The sequence below is a fragment of the Actinoplanes sp. TBRC 11911 genome, assembly GCF_012933445.1.
Taxonomy (GTDB): domain Bacteria; phylum Actinomycetota; class Actinomycetes; order Mycobacteriales; family Micromonosporaceae; genus Actinoplanes.
Map to the genome: position 1 here is coordinate 97,144 of NZ_JABBNC010000029.1, position 20,460 is coordinate 117,603.

Here is a 20,460-nt window from a genome sequence, read left to right on the forward strand (position 1 = left end):
ACAAAAACCCTCATGTCCTGACGGAACGGCCGAAGTGCGACCGGGAAATCCGTCCGGCATCCTTGGTCCATGACGATCGACCTCGGCCACCACGGCGACGCGGAGGTGGGCGCCGGGTTGATCGACCTGGCGGTCAACGTGCGCCACGAGCCCATGCCCGAGTGGTTGTCCGGGCCGATTACCGCTTCCCTCCATCATCTGCGGCAATATCCCGATAAATCGGGCGCGACCTCCGCGGTGGCGAGAAGGCATCGGCGCGCCGAGAACGAGGTGCTGCTGACGGCCGGCGCCGCACAGGCGTTCGTGCTGCTTGCGCAGGCATTGCGAACGAGCCGGAAGCCGGTCGTGGTGCACCCCCAGTTCACCGAGCCCGAGGCGGCCCTGCGCAACGCCGGACACACGATCGAGCGCGTTCTGCTGCCCGAGGAGGACGGCTTCCGGCTGGACGCGACCCTCGTGCCGGACGACGCCGACCTGGTCTTCATCGGCAACCCGACGAACCCGACCTCGGTCCTGCATCCGGCCGCCGAGATCGCCAAGCTGGCCCGGCCCGGCCGCGTGCTGGTGGTCGACGAGGCCTTCTCCGACACGACCTTCCGGCCGGGCGTCGACGGCGAGCCCGAGTCGCTGGCCGGCCGCGGCGATCTGCCCGGCCTGGTCGTGCTGCGCAGCCTCACCAAGACGTGGGGGCTGGCCGGCCTGCGTATCGGTTACCTGCTCGCGCCCGCCGATCTCGTCGCGAAACTGGCGAAAGCGCAGCCGCTCTGGGCCGTTTCCACCCCGGCTCTCGCCGCCGCCATCGCCTGCGCCTCGCCCACCGCGATCTCGGCCGAACGCGACATCGCGGCGCGACTCGCGACCGAGCGGTCGCATCTGCTCGACCGGCTGAAGCACGTGCCGAACCTCACGGTTACCGGCACACCGGCGAGTGCGTTTGTCCCCGTACGCCTGTCCGAAGCCGACAAGGTGCGCCTTGAACTGCGCGAACGCGGCTACGCCGTACGCCGTGGCGACACCTTCCCCGGGCTGGGCCCCGATTGGCTGCGGATCGCGGTGCGCGACACTGCCACCACCGACGCATTCGTCGAGACCTTGATCGCCGTGCTGAAGGAGCGTTCGTGACCCTGGAGCAGACCGTCGACGCCATCCGGCCGGCGGACGAGACAGCAATGACCGAGGCGCGCGAACTGCAGGCACGCCTCACCAAGCCGGCCGGTTCTCTCGGTGCTCTGGAGGAGCTTTCGGTACGCCTCGCCGGCCTCGCCGGTGTGTGCCCGCCCCCGCTGCCCGAGCCCGCCACCGTCGCCGTTTTCGCCGGGGACCACGGCGTGCACGCCCAGGGCGTGAGCCCGTGGCCGCAGGAGGTCACCGCGCAGATGGTGGCCAACTTCGTGGCCGGCGGCGCGGTCGTCAACGCGTTAGCGCGCCAGGCCGGCGCCGATGTCATGGTCGTCGACGTCGGCGTGGCGGTCCCGCCGCCGGCCGGCCCGGCGCTGCTGGCGGCCAACATCCGCCGCGGCACCCGGGACATGACCGTCGAGCCGGCGCTGACCCGCGACGAGGCCCGCGCCGCCGTCGAACTCGGCATCCAGGTCGCCGGCCAGCTCATCGCGTCCGGCGCGAAGTGCCTGATCACCGGCGACATGGGCATCGCCAACACGACTCCGGCCGCGGCCCTGATCGCGGTTTTCACCGGGCGCTCGGCGGCCGACGTCACCGGCCGGGGCACCGGTATCGACGACGCCATGCTGACCCACAAGATCGCCGTGGTGACCGAGGCGCTGGACCGGCACGCACCGGACCGGGCCGACCCGCTCGGCGTGCTGGCCGCGGTCGGCGGCCTCGAACACGCCGCGCTGACCGGCCTCATCCTCGGCGCCGCCGCACACCGGGTGCCGGTGATCGTCGACGGCGTGATCGCCGGTTCGGCCGCGCTCGCCGCCGCCGCGTTCGCACCCGACGCCGTGGCCGCCATGGTCGCCGGGCACCGCTCGGCCGAGCCGGGCGCACCCGTCGCGCTCGAACACCTGGGTCTCCACCCGGTGCTCGACCTCGGCATGCGGCTGGGCGAGGGCACCGGCGCGGCGCTCGCGCTGCCGGTGGTGTCGGCCGCCGTCCGGGTGCTGCACGAGGTGGCCACGTTCGACTCCGCGGGAGTGTCCGAGAAGTGAGTCTGTATCCGCTCGCTCTCATCCTGACCGGCCGCCGGGTCCTGGTGGTCGGTGGCGGCGCGGTGGCCAGCCGGCGGGTGCCGGCCCTGCTCGCGGCCGGTGCCGAGGTGGAGATCGTCTCGCCGGTGCTGACCCCCGCCCTGCACGCCGTCGTGGACGCCGGCCGGGCCACCTGGCAGCAGCGCCGATTCGAGCCGGCCGACGTCGAGGGCGCCTGGCTGGTCCAGGTCGCGGTCGACGATCCGGAGGCGGCCGCCCTGGTCAGCAACGTCGCGGAGCGGCTGCGGGTGTTCTGCGTGCGAGCCGACGACCGGGACGCGGCCACCGCCTGGACCCCGGCCGTCACCCGGCAGGGCCCGGTCACGGTCGCGGTCACCGACGGCGGGGACCGCCGGCGGGCCATCGCGGTCCGTGACATGGTCGCCCGGGCGCTGGAGAGCGAGCCGCCCGCGATGCCCGAGTACAAGGGCGTCGCGCTGGTCGGCGCCGGTCCGGGCGACCCCGAGCTGATCACGGTGAAGGGGCGCCGGATGCTCGCGGCCGCCGACGTCGTGGTCGCCGACCGCCTGGTGCCCGGCATGCTGCTCAGCGAATTACGCGCCGGCGTCGAATTCGTGGACGCTGCCAAGATCCCGTACGGGCCGTCGGTGGCTCAGGAGGAGATCAACCGGATCCTGATCGACCGCGCCCAGCAGGGGAAGTTCGTGGTCCGCCTCAAGGGTGGCGACCCGTTCGTCTTCGGTCGCGGCGGCGAGGAGGTGATCGCCTGCGCCGAGGCGGGTGTCCCGGTCGTCGTGGTGCCGGGCGTGACCAGCTCGATCGCCGCGCCGGCGCTGGCCGGCATCCCGGTCACCCATCGCGGCGTGGCGCGCGAGTTCACCGTGGTGTCCGGCAACATCGCGCCGGACAGCCGGTCCTCCGCTGTGGACTGGCCGGCGCTGGCCCGGCTGCGCGGCACGCTGGTCGTCATGATGGGGGTCAAGAACCTGCCCGCCATCACGGCGCGGCTGGTCGCCGAGGGACGTCCGGCGGACACCCCGGCCGCTGCCGTCCAGGAGGGTTCGACCGATCACCAGCGGGTGGTCCGTGGCACGCTCGGCACCATCGCCGAGGCCGCTGCGGAGGCCGGGATCCGCTCGCCCGCCGTTATAGTGATTGGCGACGTCGTTAACGCTACGGCATAGGTCCGTTACGACCGGGTATGGCGAAGACATGGACGCACGGCCGCAAATGATGCTGACGGGTGTCGTGCTGGACGCGCCGGACGCCCGTGATCTGGCCGCCTTCTATCAGCGGCTGCTGGGCTGGAGTGCCACCCAGGACGAAGAGGACTGGGTCACGCTGGCAGCGCCCGGCGGCGGCGCCGGGCTGTCCTTCCAGACCGAGAAGCTTTACGTACGCCCGGTGTGGCCGGCCCGGCCGGGCGAGCCGCAGATGAGCAGCCACCTGGACATCCGGGTCGACGACCTGCGGGACGCCTGCGCGCACGCGGAACGGGCCGGCGCCACCCTGGCCGCCTACCAGCCGCAGGAGCACGTCCGGGTCTACCTCGACCCGGCCGGCCACCCGTTCTGCCTCTACGTGGGCTGAGAAGTCTCCCGGCCGCCGGCCGCGGTGGCCAGCTCGTCCAGGAACATGCGCGCCCACTCGGCCACATCGTGCGTACGCAGGTGTCGCTGCATCACCCGCATCCGCCGCTTCAGCTCCGGCGTCTCGGCCTGGACCGCCCGCATCAGCGCCTCTTTCACGCCGTCCGGGTCGTGCGGGTTGCACAGGAACGCCTGGCGCAGCTCGGTGGCCGCACCGGCGAACTCGCTGAGCACCAGCGCGCCGCCGGTGTCCGCGCGGCACGCCACGTACTCCTTCGCGACCAGGTTCATGCCGTCACGCAGCGGGGTCACCATCATGACGTCGGCCGCCACGTACAGCGCCGCGAGCTCCTGCTTGCTGTACGACTGATGCAGATAGTGCACCGCGGGCACGCCGACCCGGCCGAACTCGCCGTTGATCCGCCCCACCTCGCGCTCGACCTTGACGCGCAGCGCCTGGTAGTGCTCGACGCGTTCCCGGCTCGGCGTGGCCACCTGCACCATCACCGCCTCGCCGACCTTGAGCTTGCCGTCCGAGAGCAGCTCGCGGAACGCCTTGAGGCGCAGCTCGATGCCCTTGGTGTAGTCGAGCCGGTCGACGCCCAGCACGATCGTCTGCGGGTCGCCCAGCTCGGCCCGGATCTCCTTGGCCCGGGCCTGCACCTTCGGGTCGGCGGCCAGCCGCTCCATCTCCCGGGTGTCGATGCTGATCGGGAAGGCACCCGCCTTGACCTTGCGGCCGTCCACCTGGATCGACTGCCCTTCGTACCGCAGGCCGAGCAGGTGGCGGGCCAGCCGCACGAAGTTCTGCGCCGCCAGCCGCTGCTGGAAGCCGACCAGGTCGGCGCCGAGCAGGCCGCGCAGCACCTCGGCCCGGAACGGCATCTGCATGAACAGCTCGATCGGCGGGAACGGGATGTGCAGGAAGAACCCGATCTTGAGGTCCGGGCGCAGCTCCCGCAGCATGGCCGGAACCAGCTGAAGCTGGTAGTCCTGCACCCACACGGTGGCGCCGTCGTCGGCGACCTCCGCGGCGGCCCGCGCGAACCGCTGGTTCACGATGCGGTACGAGTCGCGCCAGCGCCGCTTGTACACCGGGGTCTCGACCGCGTCGTGGTAGAGCGGCCAGATCGTGGCGTTGGACTGCCCCTCGTAGTAGCGCTCCAGCTCGTCCGAGCTCAGCGGAACCGGGTGGATCCGGATTCCTTCGAGTTCGAACGGGTCGGGCGCCTCGCCGGTCCCGCCGGCCCACCCGATCCACGTGCCGCCGTGCTGGGTGAGGACCGGATGCAGGGCCGTGACCAGGCCACCCGGGCTCGTGCGCCACTGGCGCTCCCCGTCGGGGGTGGTCACCTCATCGACGGGCAGACGGTTCGCGACTACGACGAAGGAACTTCGTTCGGCCACGCTGAGTGCACCTCCGGGTCGTTTCTGTTCCCACTGGCGAGCGTACTTTGCGTAGCGGCCCAGGGGATGCCCAGGTGTCGCCGCTGTGATGGACGCACGTGCGGCCGGGTGCCATCCTGAGCCCGTGACACCGTCCGACGATCTTTCCCCGCCGCGGCGGCCGATCTTCTTCCCTGTGGTCATTGCCACCGTTTTCCTCACGATCATCGGGCTGACCGCAGGTTTCGTGCTGGGCGAACGGCGCAAGAACGAGGCGAGAGCGGCGCAACCGGGGCCGGCCTCGACGCCGAACCAGCCCGCCATCTGGACGCCGCCGCCGACCCCCGCCGGCGAGTTATGCCCGGTGGAGACGCGCGAGTTCGCGGCCGCGCAGGGTTTCCCGGCCGACCTGCGCCAGGTGTTGCGGATCGAAACGGACAACCGCACCGTGGTCTGGATCTGCCAGGACGCTGACGAGGGGCTTTACTACCAGGGGAAGACGCCCCGTGCGGACGGGCAGCTGGTGCAGAACCAGAACGGGCTGTTCCTGCCGGGCGTCACCGAGCTGGCGACCGGCGAGTATCAGGCCCGCGCGACGAACGGGAACCGCATCATCGTGAGCCGGGAGATGCTCGAGATCAGGTTCACCAGCGGCAAGGTCGAAAAGCACAAAGTCGTCGCCGCGGACTAGGACCCGGGAACACGTACGGGCGGGAAGGGGTTGACTTCAGAGGCCGGAGGGCAACCTGGAAAGATTGCCCCTTGCACTTCTGCAACTCCATCCGGCTTCCCATCCAACCGCCCCACCCGCCACCCTCGAGCGGACTGAAGGCCTAATTTCTATCGCGGAGGTAGGGCACACCGTGGCCCAGTACATCTACGTCCTGGAGAAGGCGCGCAAGGCGCACGGCGACAAGGTCGTGCTCGACAACGTGACGCTGAACTTCCTGCCGGGCGCCAAGATCGGTGTGGTCGGCCCGAACGGCGCCGGTAAGTCCAGCCTTCTCAAGATCATGGCGGGCCTGGACACCCCGAGCAACGGCGAGGCGCGGCTCATGCCCGGCTACACGGTCGGCATGCTGGCCCAGGAACCGCCGCTCAACGACGCGAAGACGGTCCTCGGCAACATCGAGGAAGCGGTCGCCGAGACCAAGGCCAAGCTGGAGCGGTTCAACAAGATCGCCGAGCAGATGGCCACCGACTACTCGGACGAGCTGATGGAGGAGATGGGCAAGCTCCAGGAGGAGCTCGACCACGCCGACGCGTGGGACATCGACTCGCAGCTCGAACTGGCGATGGACGCCCTGCGCTGTCCGCCGCCGGACGCCGACGTCACCCAGCTCTCCGGTGGTGAGCGACGCCGTGTCGCGCTCTGCAAGCTGCTGCTCGAGGCGCCCGACCTGCTGCTGCTGGACGAGCCCACCAACCACCTGGACGCCGAGAGCGTGCACTGGCTGGAGCAGCACCTGGCCAAGTACGCCGGCACCGTCATCGCCATCACCCACGACCGGTACTTCCTGGACAACGTGGCCAACTGGATCCTCGAGCTGGACCGCGGCCGGACGTACCCGTACGAGGGCAACTACTCGACGTACCTGGACAAGAAGGCGCAGCGTCTCGCGGTCGAGGGCCGCAAGGACGCCAAGCTCAAGCGGCGCCTGACCGAGGAGCTCGAGTGGGTGCGCTCGAACGCCAAGGCGCGCCAGACCAAGAGCCGGGCCCGTCTGGACCGGTACGAGGAGATGGCCACCGAGGCGGAGAAGACCCGCAAGCTGGACTTCGAGGAGATCCAGATTCCGCCGGGCCCGCGTCTGGGCAACACCGTCATCGAGGCCCACGACCTGGTCAAGGGCTTCGACGGACACACCCTGATCGATCACCTGTCGTTCTCGCTGCCGCGTAACGGCATCGTCGGCATCATCGGTCCGAACGGCGTCGGCAAGACCACGCTGTTCAAGACCATCGTCGGGCTGGAGAAGCCGGACGAGGGTAGCGTGCGCGTCGGCGAGACGGTCACCCTGTCGTACGTCGATCAGAACCGCTCCGGCCTCGACGGCACCAAGACGGTGTGGGAGGTCGTCTCCGACGGTCTCGATCACCTGATGGTCGGCAAGGTCGAGATGCCCTCCCGGGCGTACGTGGCGGCGTTCGGCTTCAAGGGCCCGGACCAGCAGAAGCCGGTCAAGGTGCTCTCCGGCGGTGAGCGCAACCGGCTGAACCTCGCGATGACGCTGAAGATCGGCGGCAACGTGATCCTGCTCGACGAGCCGACCAACGACCTGGACGTGGAGACGCTGTCCAGCCTCGAGAACGCGCTGCTGGAGTTCCCCGGCTGCGCCGTGGTCATCTCCCACGACCGGATGTTCCTCGACCGGGTCGCCACCCACATGCTCGCGTGGGAGGGCACCGACGAGGACCCGGACAAGTGGTTCTGGTTCGAGGGCAACTACGAGGCGTACGAGAAGAACAAGATCGACCGGCTCGGCGCCGAGGCGGCCCGTCCGCACCGGGTCACCTACCGCAAGCTGACCCGTGACTGAGAGATACATCGTCGACGTGCCCGTTCGCTGGTCCGACATGGACGCGTTCGGGCACGTCAACAACGCGCGCTTCCTCACCCTGTACGAGGAGGCGCGCTGCGAGCTGTTCTTCGGCCAGGCTCACAAGCACGGGCTCGACTCGTTCGAGGCGGGCACGGTCATCGCCCGCCACGAGATCGAGTATCTACGTCCGGTCGACTACGGCGACCCGGTGCGGATCGAGATGTGGGTCTCCGAACTGCGTGCTTCCACCATCACCGTCTCGTACGAGCTGTTCGACAACGGTGTGCTGGCCAGCCGCGCGAAGTCGGTTCTGGTGCCGTACGACCTGGCCAACGGGCGGCCCCGGCGGCTGTCCGATGCCGAGCGCGAGTTCCTCACCCCGTACGTCATCTCCGCATGACCGCTCACGGGCTGGCCGGCGTCGACGATGCGGGGGCGTTCCTGGCCCGGCTGATCCGGCTCGATCGCGGCGCGCCGGTGCGGTTGCGAGGATCCGGATCCCGTACGGCGTTGTGGGCTCGCCTTCCGTGGGATGTGCTGGTCACTCGCGAGGTGGCCGGTCGTGGCCCGGACGACGCCACGGTCGCCGCCGCCGAACTGCTGGCCGTGCTGGCCAAGGGCGGCGACCAGTTGCCACCGCTGCGGGACGCCCAGTGGCGGTGGCCGCTGCCGCCGCCGGCCGCCGAGACCGTCGAATCGGTGTCCAGTATAGAGATCGGTAAATTAGCGGCCGCCGCGGCCGGGACGTTGCGCGAGGTCACGGCCGGTGGGCTGGCCGGTCGGGCGGTGGGGCAGCGCGTGGTGCGGGACGCCCTCCTCGACCATGTGGCACTCGTCGTCACTCCGGGGCCGGTCGAGGTCCCCCAACGGCTGATTCAAGCCGTCTCCCGGATGGGTTTTCTCGGTCCGGAGAGTGCCGATCTCCCCGACACTCGGGTGCGCGTGGCGGGCCGTTGGGTCGGACTTTCGGCACCATACGGAGTCGCGTGGCTACAGGCCGTCAAGAAATTGACCGTTACGCCTATAGGTAGTCACCCGAACGGGTGATGCCGGGTCGTCTGACCGGTCCCGCCCTCCCGTTGGGGGGATGACCTCCGCGAACTGTACGGGTACCGTCGGCCCTCGGATCCACTTCGCTACGTCCGGCGATGACGGGTCCGCTGGGGAGTGAGGTGCACACGATGCCGTGGTGGTCATGGCGTTCGGGTTCGGCCGCCGACAGTGCGTCCGCCACCGACGACAAGTCACCGGTAAGCAGCGCCGTGCGCGTCGGCGTTCCGGCGCAACGCGAGCCCGCGCGACCGCCGGCGCTACCGGCCGCGGCCGACCCGGCCCGCACCGAGGAGGCCGAACCGGTCGCCCCGGTCACGCTGGCCCGCATCGGCAAGGCGCTCGACCTGCTCGACATAAGGTTCCTCGCCGACGGCGGCGGCAGTCTGCTGGCCATGTGGGAACGACACGCGGTGCTGTTCACACTCGAGGGCCCGGACGACGAGATCCTGGTGATCCGCGCGCGTCCGCATGCGACAGTGCCGCCGGACTGGGCGGACCGCGCCTATCGCGTGGTCAACGAGTGGAACCACACACGACGGTTCTGCAAGGCGTACGTGGGGGACCCCACCGAGCGGGGCCAGCTCCCGATCTACGCCGAGCTGCAGGTGCCATTAGCCGCCGGAGCCCACGACGCCCTCGTCACGGAGCTCCTCGACTGCGGCGCCGCGGTAGCAACGTCTTTTGTCGACTGGCTCCATGACGAGGGCGCTCTGCTTTAATGGCCTCGCTCCGCTCGGCGGGCGATCGCCTTGTAACCGGTGACATGGCAGGCAATTTTCCGCCACCTGCAAACCCCGCAGGCGTCGAAAAATCGTCTGCCATGTCACCGGCGGCGATCGCGATGGTTACGTGGCTGCTACAGCGGGAAGAGGCCGATGCGGCCGTGGTACTCCCTGCCCAGTTGGTCGGTGTCGGAGCCGACCAGCAGGCCGTGGGGGACCGGGAGCAGGCAGCGGACGCCCACGCCGCGGGCGCGAGTCGGGTTCCACGACAGGGCGCGCCCGGTGGTCGGGCTGACCGCGCCGATGCCCGGCCGGGAGACCGCGCCGGGGCCGGGGCCGTGCGCGTCGGTGCCCTGCGGGTTGTCGAAGTAGCGCTGGTGCCCGCCCAGGTAGACGGCCGAGCCGGTGACCGCGACCGCGTACAGGGAATCGCCGCCGGTGCGCTGCACCCAGGTCGGGTTGTGCCGGCCCGAACCGCCGGTCTCGAACCGCGCCGCCGAGTCGCAGAGCTTGACCGGCGAGGAGGCCCGCCCGGTCGCGGCGACCACGAAGTACGAGCCGTCCGGCGAGAACTTCACCTGCCGCAGATAGGTGTCGAAACCCTTCATGCACTGCGGCTTGTACGCGTCGGTGTACCAGTTCACCAGCTCCGCCGACGAGCCGGACAGGTCGAACATCGCGATCTGCGTCCGGTCGTACCCGCCGGACTTGAGGATCGCGCCGACCGCGACCAGCCGGCTGCCGTCCGGGGAGATGTCGAAGTGCTCGACCCGCGTGCGGGTCAGGCCCGGTGCGCTGAGCCGGGCGTCGAAGCCGGTGTCGACCGAGCCGCTTTCCGCGTACATCCGGGCGAGCGCGGGCCGTTCCACGCCGTTGATCGCGGAGAACGTGCCGGCCGCGTACAGGCGCCCGCCACGGTTCGCCAACGAGCGTACGTCGCCCCAATTGATCTTTGCTTTGAAGGACGAGACGCGCTGGCCGTCACCGAGGTCGAGCCGGGTCAGACCGCGCTGCGCCGTCCCGTTCACGGTCTTGAACGCGCCGCCGGCGTACACCGTGCCGTCGGCACCCGCGGCGAGCGAGTAGATCGCCCCGTCCACGTCCGGCGCGAACGACCGGATCGTGCCGTCACCCAGGTCGAACGCGAAGATGTTCTTCCGCGCGTAGGTGTTCTTGCGGGAGCTGTCCGCGACCTTGGTGAACGCCCCGCCGACCACCACCGTGTCGCCGACGACAGCCATGGTCCACACGGTGCCGTCCAGCACGTGCGGGGTGAAGTCGACCGGGTTGGCGGAGACCACCGATGACTGAGCTAGATCGGCAGTGGCCGGATGCGCGCCCGCGACGGCGGCGAAGACGAGCGTGACGGCGGCGAGCAGGCGGCGACGCATGCGGCGGCTCCCGGGCGGGTGATCAGGACTTGGTCACCCGCTCAACGAGCCACCAGCAGGCCCGGAAACGATCGCGCAATTGCCGTCGGTGAGTGGGCGCCCGGTTTTCTGACGCCCGTGGGGTTTGCGGGTGGCAGAAAACCGGGTGTCCGCTCACCGACCTAAAGGGCAATTGCGCCTGCGGAGCGGAGCGACGCCATCTACTCAGCGTTTACCATGAAGTGCGCAGCACGCTCTAAATAGTCCCAAAGAGTCTTGTGCTGGTCCTCCGGGAGATCCAGCGAATCCACCGCGTCCCGCATGTGCTTGAGCCAGGCGTCCCGCGCGATCACGTCGACCGTGAACGGCGCGTGCCGCATCCGCAGACGGGGGTGCCCGCGCGTCGCCCCGTACGTGTTCGGGCCGCCCCAATACTGCATGAGGAACAGCGTCAGGCGCTCGGTGGCGGGACCCAGATCCTCCTCCGGGTACATCGGCCGGAGCAGCGGGTCGTCGGCGACCCCCTCGTAGAACCGTTTGACGAGACGGCGGAACGTGGGCTCGCCGCCGATGGCGTCGTAGAAGCTGGTCTCTTCGGGGACGGGTGCGGTCACCCATCTATGGTGCCAGCCGGTCAGGAGCGCTCGGGTGTGACCCTGCTCGTGACGAGCGCGTGCCGAGCGGTCGGCGCGGAGACGACGGCCGCGGCCTGGTCGGCGGCCTCGGCGAAGGCGGACGGCAGCGGCCAGCGCAACACCAGCGTCACCATCACGATCACGCCGGCCACGCTCCACAGCCCGACCACCAGCGGCAGCCGGAAGTGGTCGGCCAGCACACCGGTGACGACCACCGCGCCGAACTGGCTGAGCTGCACACCGCTCTGCATCACGCCGAACGCGCGCGCCCGGTACCCGTGCGGCAGGATCAGCACGAACTTGCCGTTCAGTGTGGGGATCAGGCCGCCCACCGCCATGCCGGCCAGGGCCACCAGGATCGCCACCGTCGGTGCCGGCGGCCCGGCGAACGCCGGCACCAGCGCGAGCGGGCAGAGCACCGCGAGCGGACGGATCAGGCGTTCCCGCTGCGCCGTGCCGAACAGCCGGCTGACCAGGATGCCGCCCACCACGAACCCGATCGGTCCGGCCGCCATGATCAGGCCCTGGTTGAGGCCACGCGACGCGGAGCTGCCCGAATCCTCGGCGGCCCAGGCCGCGGCCAGCGCTTCCGGCACCACGACGAACATGGTCGCGACGAACGCCATCAGCGCGATGGCCCGCAGCGTCTCGGTGCCGAAGACCAGCCGGAACCCCTCGCCGGACTCGCGCAGCAGGTGGCGCTCCTTGCTGGTGCGCGTGGCCGGACGGTGCCTGATCCCGAAGAGGACCAGCAACGCCGAGAGGCCGAAGGTGATCGCGTCGATGCCGAGCGCCGCCTGCGGATTGATCGCGGCGGCCAGCGACGCGCCGGCCAGGTAGCCCACCACCTGCGCGGCCTGGCCGGTGGTGGCGTTCATGGCGAGCGCGGTGGGCAGCCGGTGGGCGTCCACGAGCAGCGGCAGCAGGGCGGACCGCGCGGCCTGGGTGGGCGGCGCGCCGAGGCTGGAGACGAAGATCACGACCAGCATGACCTCGACCGGAAGATGCGGGATCAGCAGCAGCGCGATGAGGCACATCCGGACCAGGTCGGAGCTGATCAGCACCGATCGGTACGGGAAGCGGTCGGCCAGCGCGGAGAGGACCGGGCCGCCGACGACCCAGGGCAGGAAGCTGATCGCGAACGCGGCGGCGGACAGCAGCACCGAGCTGCTCTGCTGATAGACGAGCACGGTGATGGCGGCCCGGGACAGATAGTCGCCGACGAGGTTGACGACCAGGGAGAAATAGACCGCGCGATATTCGCGTATGGCGAAGACGTCTCGAAATGTAACTGGTTGGTCGCTCTCGGTCACCTCTTTGGCGGCGTGCTTAGGCACCAAGTCCTCCATCGATCTCGGCGCGCGCCGCGCTTGCGAAACTCGGGCGCGGCGGTGCCCGGGGCATCTTCCGGTCGGTCTGCCCCCGCCGGGAACTTGATGCCGCATGTGCATCTGCTCACTGCGAATTCTGCCCGATCGCCCGAGACGAAGCTAGGGCGTACGGCCGGAAAGTCGCACGCAGGAGATCGATGCTCAGGTCAGGTCGGACCGCCCGTACGCTCGTCGTTCTCCCCCGGAAAGAGATAAGGCGGCGGCACGGCGGAGCGCGGCACCAATCGAGATGCGGCGATGCGCTCGGACAATCCGGAGTTCTCCAGCGCCTCGGTGAGCGCGCGCTGCAGTTCCCGCTGCACGATCAGCTGGCCGTCCGCTGTGGTCTTGGCGATCGTGCGGATCGTGGCGCCGTCCACGGTCAGTTGCTCGACGCCGACCACGTCCGGCGGCTCGAGGAACTCGGTCTGATGCTCCGGCTGCGCGGCCACCGCCTCGGCCGCGTCCCGGAGCACCGCGCTCGCCTGCTCCGAGTTGACGAAGCCGATCGGGATGTCGATGACCACCATGGCCCAGCCCTGGCTCTTGTTGCCGACCCGGATGATCTCGCCGTTGCGGATGTACCAGAGCACGCCGCGGCCGTCCCGGACCGTGGTGATGCGCAGGCCGACGGTCTCGACGACCCCGGTTGCCTCGCCCAGATCCACCGTGTCGCCCACGCCGTACTGATCCTCCAAAAGCATGAAAAGACCGGCTATAAGGTCTTTCACCAGGCTTTGTGCACCGAAGCCGAGGGCGACGCCGACGATCCCGGCGCTGGCCAGCAACGGTGCGAGGTTGAAGCCGAACTCTCCGAACACGAGTAGCGCGGCCATCGTGAAGACCGTGGCCGTGACGAAGCTGCGCAGCACCGACCCGATCGCCTCGGCGCGCTGCCGGCGGCGTTCCGGGATGAATTGCCCCTCTTCGGCCGTCGCGGTGGCCTTCTCCTTCAACGGCTTGAGCAGCGCCGGCATCGAGGCCCGCGTCGTACTCGTGGTGAGCCGGTTGATCGCGCGGTGCAGCAACCAGCGGATCAGCATCGCGACCAGGATGATCCCGATGATCCGCAGCGGTTTGACGACGATCCAGTAGCTGCTGTTCGCCAGCCACTGGTTGTGCGTCCAGTCGAAGACCCGGCTGCACAACAGGTCGTCCCGGCAGATCGCGGTCGTGTCCGGCGTCGTGAAGACGTCCGGGCTGGAGGCGGGCGGCGCCGAAGGGGTCGGTGCGAGGAGTAACACGGGTAGCCAACCTACCGGGCGAACAATCCGCGGCTCTCAGCGCTCGCACAGCGCAGAGTCGTCAGACCTTAACCCCGCGGCCACAGATAAGGCTCGCAATTTGGTCATCCATCAGGGACTATTGGCGCACGAGCCTCGTCACCGAGGCCCCGGAGACGACTATGCAGCGGGAGCGCTACAAAGCAATTACACCCGGAGGGTGATCACGATGCCTGACATACGACCCACAGTGGGCTCATCCGCATTGGTTCTGAATGCCACCTACGAGCCGCTGTGCGTCGTATCGGTGCGTCGGGCGACCATCCTGGTCCTGACCGCCAAGGCAGAGTGCGTCACCGACGGTGAGGGCATTTTGCACTCCGCTCACCAGAATCTCCCGGTTCCGTCCGTGGTCCGCCTCACTCGGTACGTGAAAGTTCCCTACCGTACGCATGTGGGCCTCTCCCGCCGCGCGATCTTCGCCCGGGACGGCGGCCGCTGCGCCTACTGCCGCGGGTCGGCCGAGACCATCGACCACGTGTTCCCGCGCAGCCGCGGCGGCCTGCACTCCTGGGAGAACGTGGTCGCCGCCTGCGCCAAGTGCAATCACAGCAAGGGCGACAAGACTCCGGCCGAGCTCGGGTGGCGGTTGCATTCCATACCGGCGGCGCCACGGGGGGTGGCGTGGCGTGTTCTCGGACACCGCACGCCCGACCCTCGTTGGGCAGACTGGCTGGACCTTCCCGCCGCCCCGGTTGAAGCCGAGGCGGCTTAAGTATTTTTAGGCGCCCTTCGTGGTGACCAGCGACGCGAAGACGATGATGTTGTCGGAGTAACCCGCGTCACCGCCCAGCCACGTTCCGCCGCAGGTCATCAGCCGCAGCGACGGCCGGCTGTAATCGCCGTACACCCGCTGGATCGGCAGCCGGCTCTTGTCGAAATGCTCGACCGAGTTCACCTCGAAAACCGCAACCGACCGGTCGGCCCGCCGCACCTCGATCTTCTGCCCCGCCTTCATCCGGTGCAGCTCATGGAAGATCGACGGCCCGGTACGCGTGTCCGCGTGCCCGACGATCAAAGCCGGCCCGAACTGCCCCGGAGTCGGTCCGCCGGAGAACCAGCCGGCCTCGTTGTGCCGGCCCAGCGGCGGCACCCCCACCGACCCGTCCGAGGCGAGCCCCACGTCCAGGATCGGCGCCTGCACGTTGATCGACGGGATGCTCAACCGTTCCGGGCGGCTCGGCTCCATGACCGGGAACGCGCGCGGCGGTGCCCCGGTCGGCTCCGGGCGACCGAACGACAGGTCCAGATTGGTCGCCGCGCCCAGGCCCATCGCCACGATGAACAGCCCCAGGAAGAGCAGGGCCAGCGCGATCAGCCCGATCGGTATCGGACGTTTGCCGCGAATCGGTCGGGGTGGCTGCCGTGGCCGCGGCGCCGGCGTGCCTCGAAAGGGGTGGCGTCCCGGCGCGGACGGCGGCGGCGGGAGCGGCCCGGTGATGGTCCCCGGCGGCGGGGCCACGATCTCGGCCGACTTCTTGCGCAGCACCGACTCGGGCATGCGCGGCCCGGTCACCGACCGGGGCGTCTCGGCGCTCACGCTCGGCCTCAGCCGAGACGGCGTCGTCGAAGAGACACCACTCCGAGCGCGGCCCCGGCGGCCAGGACGACGAAACCGGTGCCGAGCATGAGCGAGGCGTTGCGGCCCGGCGCGGTGCCGCCCCCGCCGGTGGCCGGTCCCTGCGTCGGTTGCACCTTCGCCACCACGTGCAGGATGGTCGACGCCGCCTTCTGATCCGGTTTGGCGGGGCAGTGCAGGTCGACCGGGTAGTCACCGGCTTTCGTGCCGGCCGGCACGTGCACGGTGGCGGTCAGAAAGCCGTACTGCGGTGTGACGCTGACCGCACCGAACAGCGGCGACTCGACCTTCGCCGCTTCCAGATTCTCCTCACAACTGGCCCGCAGCCCGACCTCGTCGCCGGCCGGTACGGTGCTCGGGTTGGTCTCCACGAAGACCGCCGCCGCGTACGCCGGAGTCTCCGTGAACAGGACAGGTAAGCCCAGGATGAGCGCCGCCAGCGCGGCCGGGACGGACATGCGCATGGATACCCCCTCCAGCCGTTCGCGGGGCACCGGGGCACGAACGGCGCGTGTGGGTGATTTTCGCACTCCGCGGCCACTTACGCCGAGATCTCTACGGCGTGAGAAGCTGGGTTCCAGACCCGACGGTCCGGCGCGACCTGCACTCCGCTACCGTGACTCTTGTTCGGATCAACTGGGAACACTGGCGCCTGGGGGCGTTGAGATTGTCGGTTTCAAACACCGTTCTGGTCTTCTTGATCATCCCACTGGGGGTGATCCTGGTGGTGGGCGCGCTCGTCTTCGCCGGCAGCGACCGCACGCGGCGTACCCATCGTTACCGGCCGGGCCGGCCGTATGATTTCCAGCCGATCTGGTTCCTGGCCTCGCCGGAGCAGGTCGCTCACACGGCGCCCGCGCTGAGCGGGAATCAGTCCCGCCAGGCGCTCGAGGCACCCGTCCTGGAGGACGCTGCCGGCCACCGCGTGAAGCCCGGTTCGACAGGAGGCGCAAGTGACAGCTGGTGACCTGGGGCAGACGGCTGCCGCCGAGCACGAGCAGCCGATGACCGAGCTGGAGCACCCGGGCGGCGACTCGATCCTGCACGACCCGAACCCGGTGTCCGAGGGCCCGTTCTCGGTCCGGCAGCTGCTCCGCCTCGACGAGGCGCTGCGCGCCGCCGACCAGCAGACCGGCCTGACGTTCAGCGTCTACATCGGCGAGCTCGAGACGCCCACCCGCGAGCACGCGGAGAAGCTGCACCGCCAGATCGAGAACGGCGACCGTGCCGTGCTGATCGCGGTCTCGCCGAACCAGCGCCGGCTGGAGATCGTGACCGGCAACGAGGCGCGCAAGCGCATCACCGATCGCGACGCCAAGCTCGCGGGCCTGTCCATGTCGGCCTCGTTCGCCGGCGGCGACCTGGCCGGCGGCGTCCTCAGCGGCATCGACCAGCTGGCGGGCCACGCCGGCCGCAATTAACTGAGAAACCCGCCCCGGATCGCCGGGACGGGTTTTTTCGTGTTCCGAAGATCACTGACGGTGAGTAGGCTGTCACCTCATGGTGGCGATGAGTGCGGCTCGGTGGACCGCTCCCGAGGGCGCCTGGACAGAGCCCGACCTGCACCTTTTCCCCCAGGACGGGCATCGCTACGAGATCGTCGACGGCTGCCTGCACGTGGCGCCCACGCCGCCGGAGTCGCACGAGTCGGTGGTCCGCTCGGTGGTGACCACGCTGCGCTCGGCCGCACCACCCGGCTGGTGGGTGTGCGACCGGCTCGGCGTCGCGATCGGCGAGAGCAACCTGGTGGCCGACGTGGCCGTGCTGCGCCCGCGTTCCTCCGGCGCGGTCTGGAGCGATCCGCGCGACGTCGCGCTGGTGGTCGAGGTGGAGACGTCGGCCACCCGCCGATTCGACCGCTTTCTCAAGCCTTCCCTGTACGCCGAGGCGGGCATCCCGTCGTTCTGGCGGGTCGAGCCGGGCCCGGCCACGCCTCTGCTCCGCACGTTCGAGCTGGCGGGTGACGCGTATCGCGCGGAGCACAGCATCGAGGGCGCCGAGCCGGTCAAGCTCGACGCCCCCTTCCCGCTCCGGATCGCCCCGGCCGCCTGGCTCTAGTTCCCGGCGGCGGTGTCCTTCGCGCGCGCCTTCAAGGCCCGCAGGATGCCGTCGCGTCCCTCGTTGACCAGCCGCCGCAGCGAGGCCGGGTGCCCGTCCTGCGCCAGCCACGCGTCGGTGAGCGCGACCGTCTCCTCGCTGATCTGGTAGACCGGGTAACCCAGCATCACGAACTCCTGCGCCGGCTCACTGTCCGATCGGGCCCACACGTCGCCGACAACCTCGAAGAACTTCTGCGCGTACGGGGCGGTCAGCGCCACCTGCTTGACGCTCTGGAAGCCACTGAGCAGCGACCGGTTCAGCCAGTTCGGCAGGTCGTCGGTGGTGGTCAGCTCGGTCCACACCGCGGCCTTGTTCTCCGGCGTCGGGATCAGCGCCCGCGCGACCGCCGCCTCCCGCTCGCCGCTGGCGGTACGGTCGCCGGCCAGCTCCTCGTCGATCTCCGCGCGGTCGGCCGCACCGAGCGACACCAGCGACTGCAGCAGCTGCCAGCGCAGCTCGGTGTCGACGGTCAGGCCCTCCGGCACACCCTCGCCGGCCAGCCAGCCGCGCAGCACGGCCAGCTCCTCCGGGGTGCGCGCCGAGCTGATGAACGAGCGCGCCCAGCTGAGTTGCCAGCCGCTGCCCGGGGTCGCGTCGGCGAGCTGGGTGCGGGCCAGGTCGGCCAGCATCTGCCAGCCGGTCGGCTGCCACGCCGGGTCCGCGTACTGCGCGATCGCGGTGGCCGCCTGCCGCGCGGTCCAGGTGGTGAGGTTGATGTCGGTCTCCCGCGGCAGCCCCGAGCAGACCAGCGTCACGTAGTCGCGGGCGGCCAGCTCGGCGTCACGCAGCATGTCCCACGCGGCGTTCCAGACCAGCGCCCGGGCCAGCGACGAGTCCAGCCCGCCGAGGTGCCGGACCACGACCGCCATCGACCGGTCGTCGAGCCGCAGCTTCGTGTAGGACAGGTCGTCGTCGTTGAGCAGCAGCACGTCGGCGGCCCGGACCCCGGTCAGCGCCGGGATCGCGGTGTGCTCGCCGGTCACGTCGAGCTCGAGCAGCTCGCGCCGGATCAGCCGGTCACCGTCGAGGTCGTAGAGGCCGACCCCGATGCGGTGGGTGCGCAGCGTCGGGTACCCGGCGGGCGCCTCCTGCCGCACCGCGACGCTCGCGTACGTGCCGTCCGGCCCGATCTCGATCTCCAGCCGCAGCGTGTTGACCTGCGCCGTCTCCAGCCACTGCGCGGCGAACTTGCGCAGTTCCCGGCCGGACGCCGTCTCCAGCTCGGTGAGCAGATCGTCGAAGGTGGCGTTGGCCCACGCGTGCTTGGCGAAGTACGCCCGCAGGCCGGTGACGAACGAATCCAGTCCCACGTACGCCACGAGCTGCTTGATGACGCTCGCGCCCTTGGCGTACGTGATGCCGTCGAAGTTGACCTCGACGGCCTCCAGGTCGGGCATCTCGGTGTAGACCGGGTGCGTCGAGGAGAGCTGGTCCTGGCGGTAGCCCCAGCTCTTGCGCACGGACAGGAACGTCGTCCAGGCGTCCGAGAAGCGGGTCGCCTCGGCGTTGCACCAGTGGCTCGCCCACTCGGCGAACGACTCGTTCAGCCACAGGTCGTTCCACCAGCGCATGGTCACCAGGTCGCCGAACCACATGTGCGCGAGCTCGTGCAGGATCGTGTTCGCCCGCTGCTCGTACTCGAAGTCGGTGACCTGCGACCGGAAGATGTAATGCGACTCGGCGTGCGTGACACAGCCGAAGTTCTCCATCGCGCCGGCGTTGAAGTCGGGCACCCACAACTGGTCGTACTTGGGCAGCGGGTACCGGATGCCGAACTGCTCCTGGAAGAAGTCGAAGCCCTGCTTGGTGATCAGGTGGAGGTCGTCGGCGTCCAGGTACTGCGCCATGCTCGCGCGGCAGAAATACCCCATGTCGATGCCGTCGTGCTCGTACCGCACCTCGTGGTACGGGCCGGCGCAGATCGCCGTGATGTACGAGCTCATCCGTGCCGACGTCGGGAAGTGCACGGTCTTCGCGCCGGCCGCGCCCGCTTCCTCGCGGTCGACCGGCATGTTCGAGATGACCTTCCAGTGCGCCGGCACGGTGGCGTGCCACGTGTAGACGCTCTTGAGGTCGGGCTGGTCGAACACCGCGTACACGCGCTGGGCGTCGGCGGTCTCGAACTGGCTGTGCAGGTAGATCTCCTGGTCCACCGGGTCGAGGCTGCGCTGCAGGCCCTGACCGGTCGCCGAGTACGCGAAGTCGGCGTCGACCTCGAGCCGGTTCTCCGTCTCGAGGCCGGTGAGCGTCAGGCCCCGCTCGGCGCTGAAGCCGGCGAGATCGACGGGCCGCCCGTTGAGCGTGGCGGACCGGACGCTCTGCGCGGCGGTCTCGATGAAGGTCTCGGCGCCCGGTTCCCGGCAGGTGAACGTGACGACCGTGGTGGATCGGAACGTTCCGTCGCCGGGGTTTCCCTGGCCGTCGGTGAGGTCCAGGGTGATGTCGTACCCGGTGACCTCGAGCAGGCGAGCCCGCTCAGCAGCCTCCACCTGGGTCAGGTTGCGAACTCCGGCCACAGTCACTCTCCTCTGAGCGCACGAGCGTTACCCCTGCAAGGGTAGGGCTCGCCCCGGCGCGCCACCGCACCCGCCCGCGTTTGGAAACGGCCGGGATTCTTCCCATCGCGCCATCCAGGGCGCATAACGATGGGTTTCGTACG

Annotated in this window: 21 protein-coding genes; 13 read left to right on the forward strand and 8 right to left on the reverse strand. The window is 69.8% G+C overall.

From position 1 onward, the window contains the following. The first annotated feature begins 69 nt into the window (after positions 1–69). Genes cobC through HH310_RS31100 form a run of 4 tightly spaced genes read left to right on the forward strand, consistent with a single transcriptional unit; the run spans position 70 to position 3,761 of the window. Positions 70–1,122: an Rv2231c family pyridoxal phosphate-dependent protein CobC gene (gene cobC / locus HH310_RS31085; protein WP_169179263.1), complete on the forward strand. Its 1,053-nt coding sequence runs from the start codon at positions 70–72 to the stop codon at positions 1,120–1,122. After that, a complete protein-coding gene (gene cobT / locus HH310_RS31090; protein ID WP_169179264.1) occupies positions 1,119–2,171 on the forward strand; it encodes a nicotinate-nucleotide--dimethylbenzimidazole phosphoribosyltransferase in 1,053 nt (350 codons plus the stop codon). Before cobC ends, cobT begins: the two co-directional genes overlap by 4 nt. Then, positions 2,168–3,355, forward strand: coding sequence for a uroporphyrinogen-III C-methyltransferase (gene cobA / locus HH310_RS31095; RefSeq protein ID WP_169179265.1), 1,188 nt, complete (start codon positions 2,168–2,170; stop codon positions 3,353–3,355). Before cobT ends, cobA begins: the two co-directional genes overlap by 4 nt. Positions 3,356–3,383: 28 nt before the next feature. Beyond that, a complete protein-coding gene (locus HH310_RS31100) occupies positions 3,384–3,761 on the forward strand; it encodes a VOC family protein (RefSeq protein ID WP_169179266.1) in 378 nt (125 codons plus the stop codon). On the opposite strand, the gene HH310_RS31105 is transcribed toward HH310_RS31100, so the two are convergent. Then, positions 3,749–5,167: a trehalose-6-phosphate synthase gene (locus tag HH310_RS31105; protein WP_169179267.1), complete on the reverse strand. Its 1,419-nt coding sequence runs from the start codon at positions 5,165–5,167 to the stop codon at positions 3,749–3,751. The genes HH310_RS31100 and HH310_RS31105 overlap by 13 nt on opposite strands. A gap of 124 nt (positions 5,168–5,291) precedes the next feature. Between HH310_RS31105 and HH310_RS31110 the strand changes: the two genes are divergently transcribed. From HH310_RS31110 to HH310_RS31130, 5 genes are all read left to right on the forward strand, one after another. After that, positions 5,292–5,837, forward strand: a complete 546-nt coding sequence (locus HH310_RS31110; protein ID WP_169179268.1) for a hypothetical protein — start codon at positions 5,292–5,294, stop codon at positions 5,835–5,837. A 172-nt stretch (positions 5,838–6,009) separates the two neighbouring features. Then, entirely contained in the window at positions 6,010–7,686 is a 1,677-nt protein-coding gene (gene ettA, locus HH310_RS31115; protein ID WP_169179269.1) for an energy-dependent translational throttle protein EttA, read from the forward strand. Next, positions 7,679–8,089 (forward strand): thioesterase family protein, encoded by a 411-nt coding sequence (locus HH310_RS31120; protein ID WP_169179270.1) that lies wholly within the window; start codon positions 7,679–7,681, stop codon positions 8,087–8,089. The genes ettA and HH310_RS31120 overlap by 8 nt, the downstream gene beginning before the upstream one ends. Continuing rightward, the gene (locus HH310_RS31125; protein ID WP_169179271.1) at positions 8,086–8,736 is read left to right on the forward strand and encodes a hypothetical protein; all 651 of its coding nucleotides are present in this window, start codon (positions 8,086–8,088) and stop codon (positions 8,734–8,736) included. The genes HH310_RS31120 and HH310_RS31125 overlap by 4 nt, the downstream gene beginning before the upstream one ends. 134 nt (positions 8,737–8,870) lie before the next feature. After that, on the forward strand, positions 8,871–9,461 hold the full coding sequence (locus tag HH310_RS31130) for a YbjN domain-containing protein (protein ID WP_169179302.1): 591 nt from the start codon (positions 8,871–8,873) through the stop codon (positions 9,459–9,461). A gap of 137 nt (positions 9,462–9,598) precedes the next feature. Here HH310_RS31130 and HH310_RS31135 read toward each other — a convergent pair whose 3' ends face one another. The 4 genes from HH310_RS31135 to HH310_RS31150 form a co-directional block, all read right to left on the reverse strand. Next, complete coding sequence (locus tag HH310_RS31135) at positions 9,599–10,855, reverse strand: delta-60 repeat domain-containing protein (protein WP_169179272.1); 1,257 nt, start codon at positions 10,853–10,855, stop codon at positions 9,599–9,601. 200 nt (positions 10,856–11,055) lie between these two features. After that, positions 11,056–11,448, reverse strand: a complete 393-nt coding sequence (locus HH310_RS31140; RefSeq protein WP_169179273.1) for a globin — start codon at positions 11,446–11,448, stop codon at positions 11,056–11,058. Positions 11,449–11,468: 20 nt separating this feature from the next. Beyond that, the gene (locus HH310_RS31145; RefSeq protein ID WP_312034429.1) at positions 11,469–12,806 is read right to left on the reverse strand and encodes an MFS transporter; all 1,338 of its coding nucleotides are present in this window, start codon (positions 12,804–12,806) and stop codon (positions 11,469–11,471) included. Between the two features lie 200 nt (positions 12,807–13,006). After that, the gene (locus tag HH310_RS31150; RefSeq protein ID WP_169179275.1) at positions 13,007–14,083 is read right to left on the reverse strand and encodes a mechanosensitive ion channel family protein; all 1,077 of its coding nucleotides are present in this window, start codon (positions 14,081–14,083) and stop codon (positions 13,007–13,009) included. A 208-nt stretch (positions 14,084–14,291) separates the two neighbouring features. On the opposite strand from HH310_RS31150, the gene HH310_RS31155 reads away from it, so the two are divergent. Further along, the gene (locus tag HH310_RS31155; protein ID WP_169179303.1) at positions 14,292–14,837 is read left to right on the forward strand and encodes an HNH endonuclease; all 546 of its coding nucleotides are present in this window, start codon (positions 14,292–14,294) and stop codon (positions 14,835–14,837) included. 6 nt (positions 14,838–14,843) lie between these two features. On the opposite strand, the gene HH310_RS31160 is transcribed toward HH310_RS31155, so the two are convergent. Continuing rightward, complete coding sequence (locus tag HH310_RS31160; RefSeq protein WP_312034430.1) at positions 14,844–15,662, reverse strand: class F sortase; 819 nt, start codon at positions 15,660–15,662, stop codon at positions 14,844–14,846. Between the two features lie 8 nt (positions 15,663–15,670). Then, a complete protein-coding gene (locus HH310_RS31165) occupies positions 15,671–16,165 on the reverse strand; it encodes a hypothetical protein (RefSeq protein WP_169179276.1) in 495 nt (164 codons plus the stop codon). A gap of 53 nt (positions 16,166–16,218) precedes the next feature. Between HH310_RS31165 and HH310_RS44300 the strand changes: the two genes are divergently transcribed. From HH310_RS44300 to HH310_RS31180, 3 genes are all read left to right on the forward strand, one after another. After that, positions 16,219–16,668, forward strand: coding sequence for a hypothetical protein (locus tag HH310_RS44300; protein ID WP_248294599.1), 450 nt, complete (start codon positions 16,219–16,221; stop codon positions 16,666–16,668). Positions 16,669–16,705: 37 nt separating this feature from the next. Next, positions 16,706–17,122, forward strand: a complete 417-nt coding sequence (locus HH310_RS31175; protein WP_169179305.1) for a DUF5130 family protein — start codon at positions 16,706–16,708, stop codon at positions 17,120–17,122. Positions 17,123–17,210: 88 nt separating this feature from the next. Further along, the gene (locus HH310_RS31180; RefSeq protein ID WP_248294600.1) at positions 17,211–17,759 is read left to right on the forward strand and encodes a Uma2 family endonuclease; all 549 of its coding nucleotides are present in this window, start codon (positions 17,211–17,213) and stop codon (positions 17,757–17,759) included. Here HH310_RS31180 and pepN read toward each other — a convergent pair. Then, positions 17,756–20,317 carry an aminopeptidase N gene (gene pepN, locus HH310_RS31185; protein ID WP_169179278.1) on the reverse strand — a complete coding sequence of 854 codons (2,562 nt, stop codon included), beginning with the start codon at positions 20,315–20,317 and terminating at the stop codon, positions 17,756–17,758. The genes HH310_RS31180 and pepN overlap by 4 nt on opposite strands. Between the last annotated feature and the right edge of the window lie 143 nt (positions 20,318–20,460).

Coding starts and splice junctions, on each gene's coding strand:
- cobC (WP_169179263.1), top strand. CDS start 70: ATGACGATCGACCTCGGCCACCACGGCGACGCGGAGGTGGGCGCCGGG.
- HH310_RS31100 (WP_169179266.1), top strand. CDS start 3,384: ATGGACGCACGGCCGCAAATGATGCTGACGGGTGTCGTGCTGGACGCG.
- HH310_RS31125 (WP_169179271.1), top strand. CDS start 8,086: ATGACCGCTCACGGGCTGGCCGGCGTCGACGATGCGGGGGCGTTCCTG.
- HH310_RS31130 (WP_169179302.1), top strand. CDS start 8,871: ATGCCGTGGTGGTCATGGCGTTCGGGTTCGGCCGCCGACAGTGCGTCC.
- HH310_RS31135 (WP_169179272.1), bottom strand. CDS start 10,855: ATGCGTCGCCGCCTGCTCGCCGCCGTCACGCTCGTCTTCGCCGCCGTC.
- HH310_RS31155 (WP_169179303.1), top strand. CDS start 14,292: ATGCCTGACATACGACCCACAGTGGGCTCATCCGCATTGGTTCTGAAT.
- HH310_RS31165 (WP_169179276.1), bottom strand. CDS start 16,165: ATGCGCATGTCCGTCCCGGCCGCGCTGGCGGCGCTCATCCTGGGCTTA.
- HH310_RS31175 (WP_169179305.1), top strand. CDS start 16,706: ATGACCGAGCTGGAGCACCCGGGCGGCGACTCGATCCTGCACGACCCG.
- HH310_RS31180 (WP_248294600.1), top strand. CDS start 17,211: ATGAGTGCGGCTCGGTGGACCGCTCCCGAGGGCGCCTGGACAGAGCCC.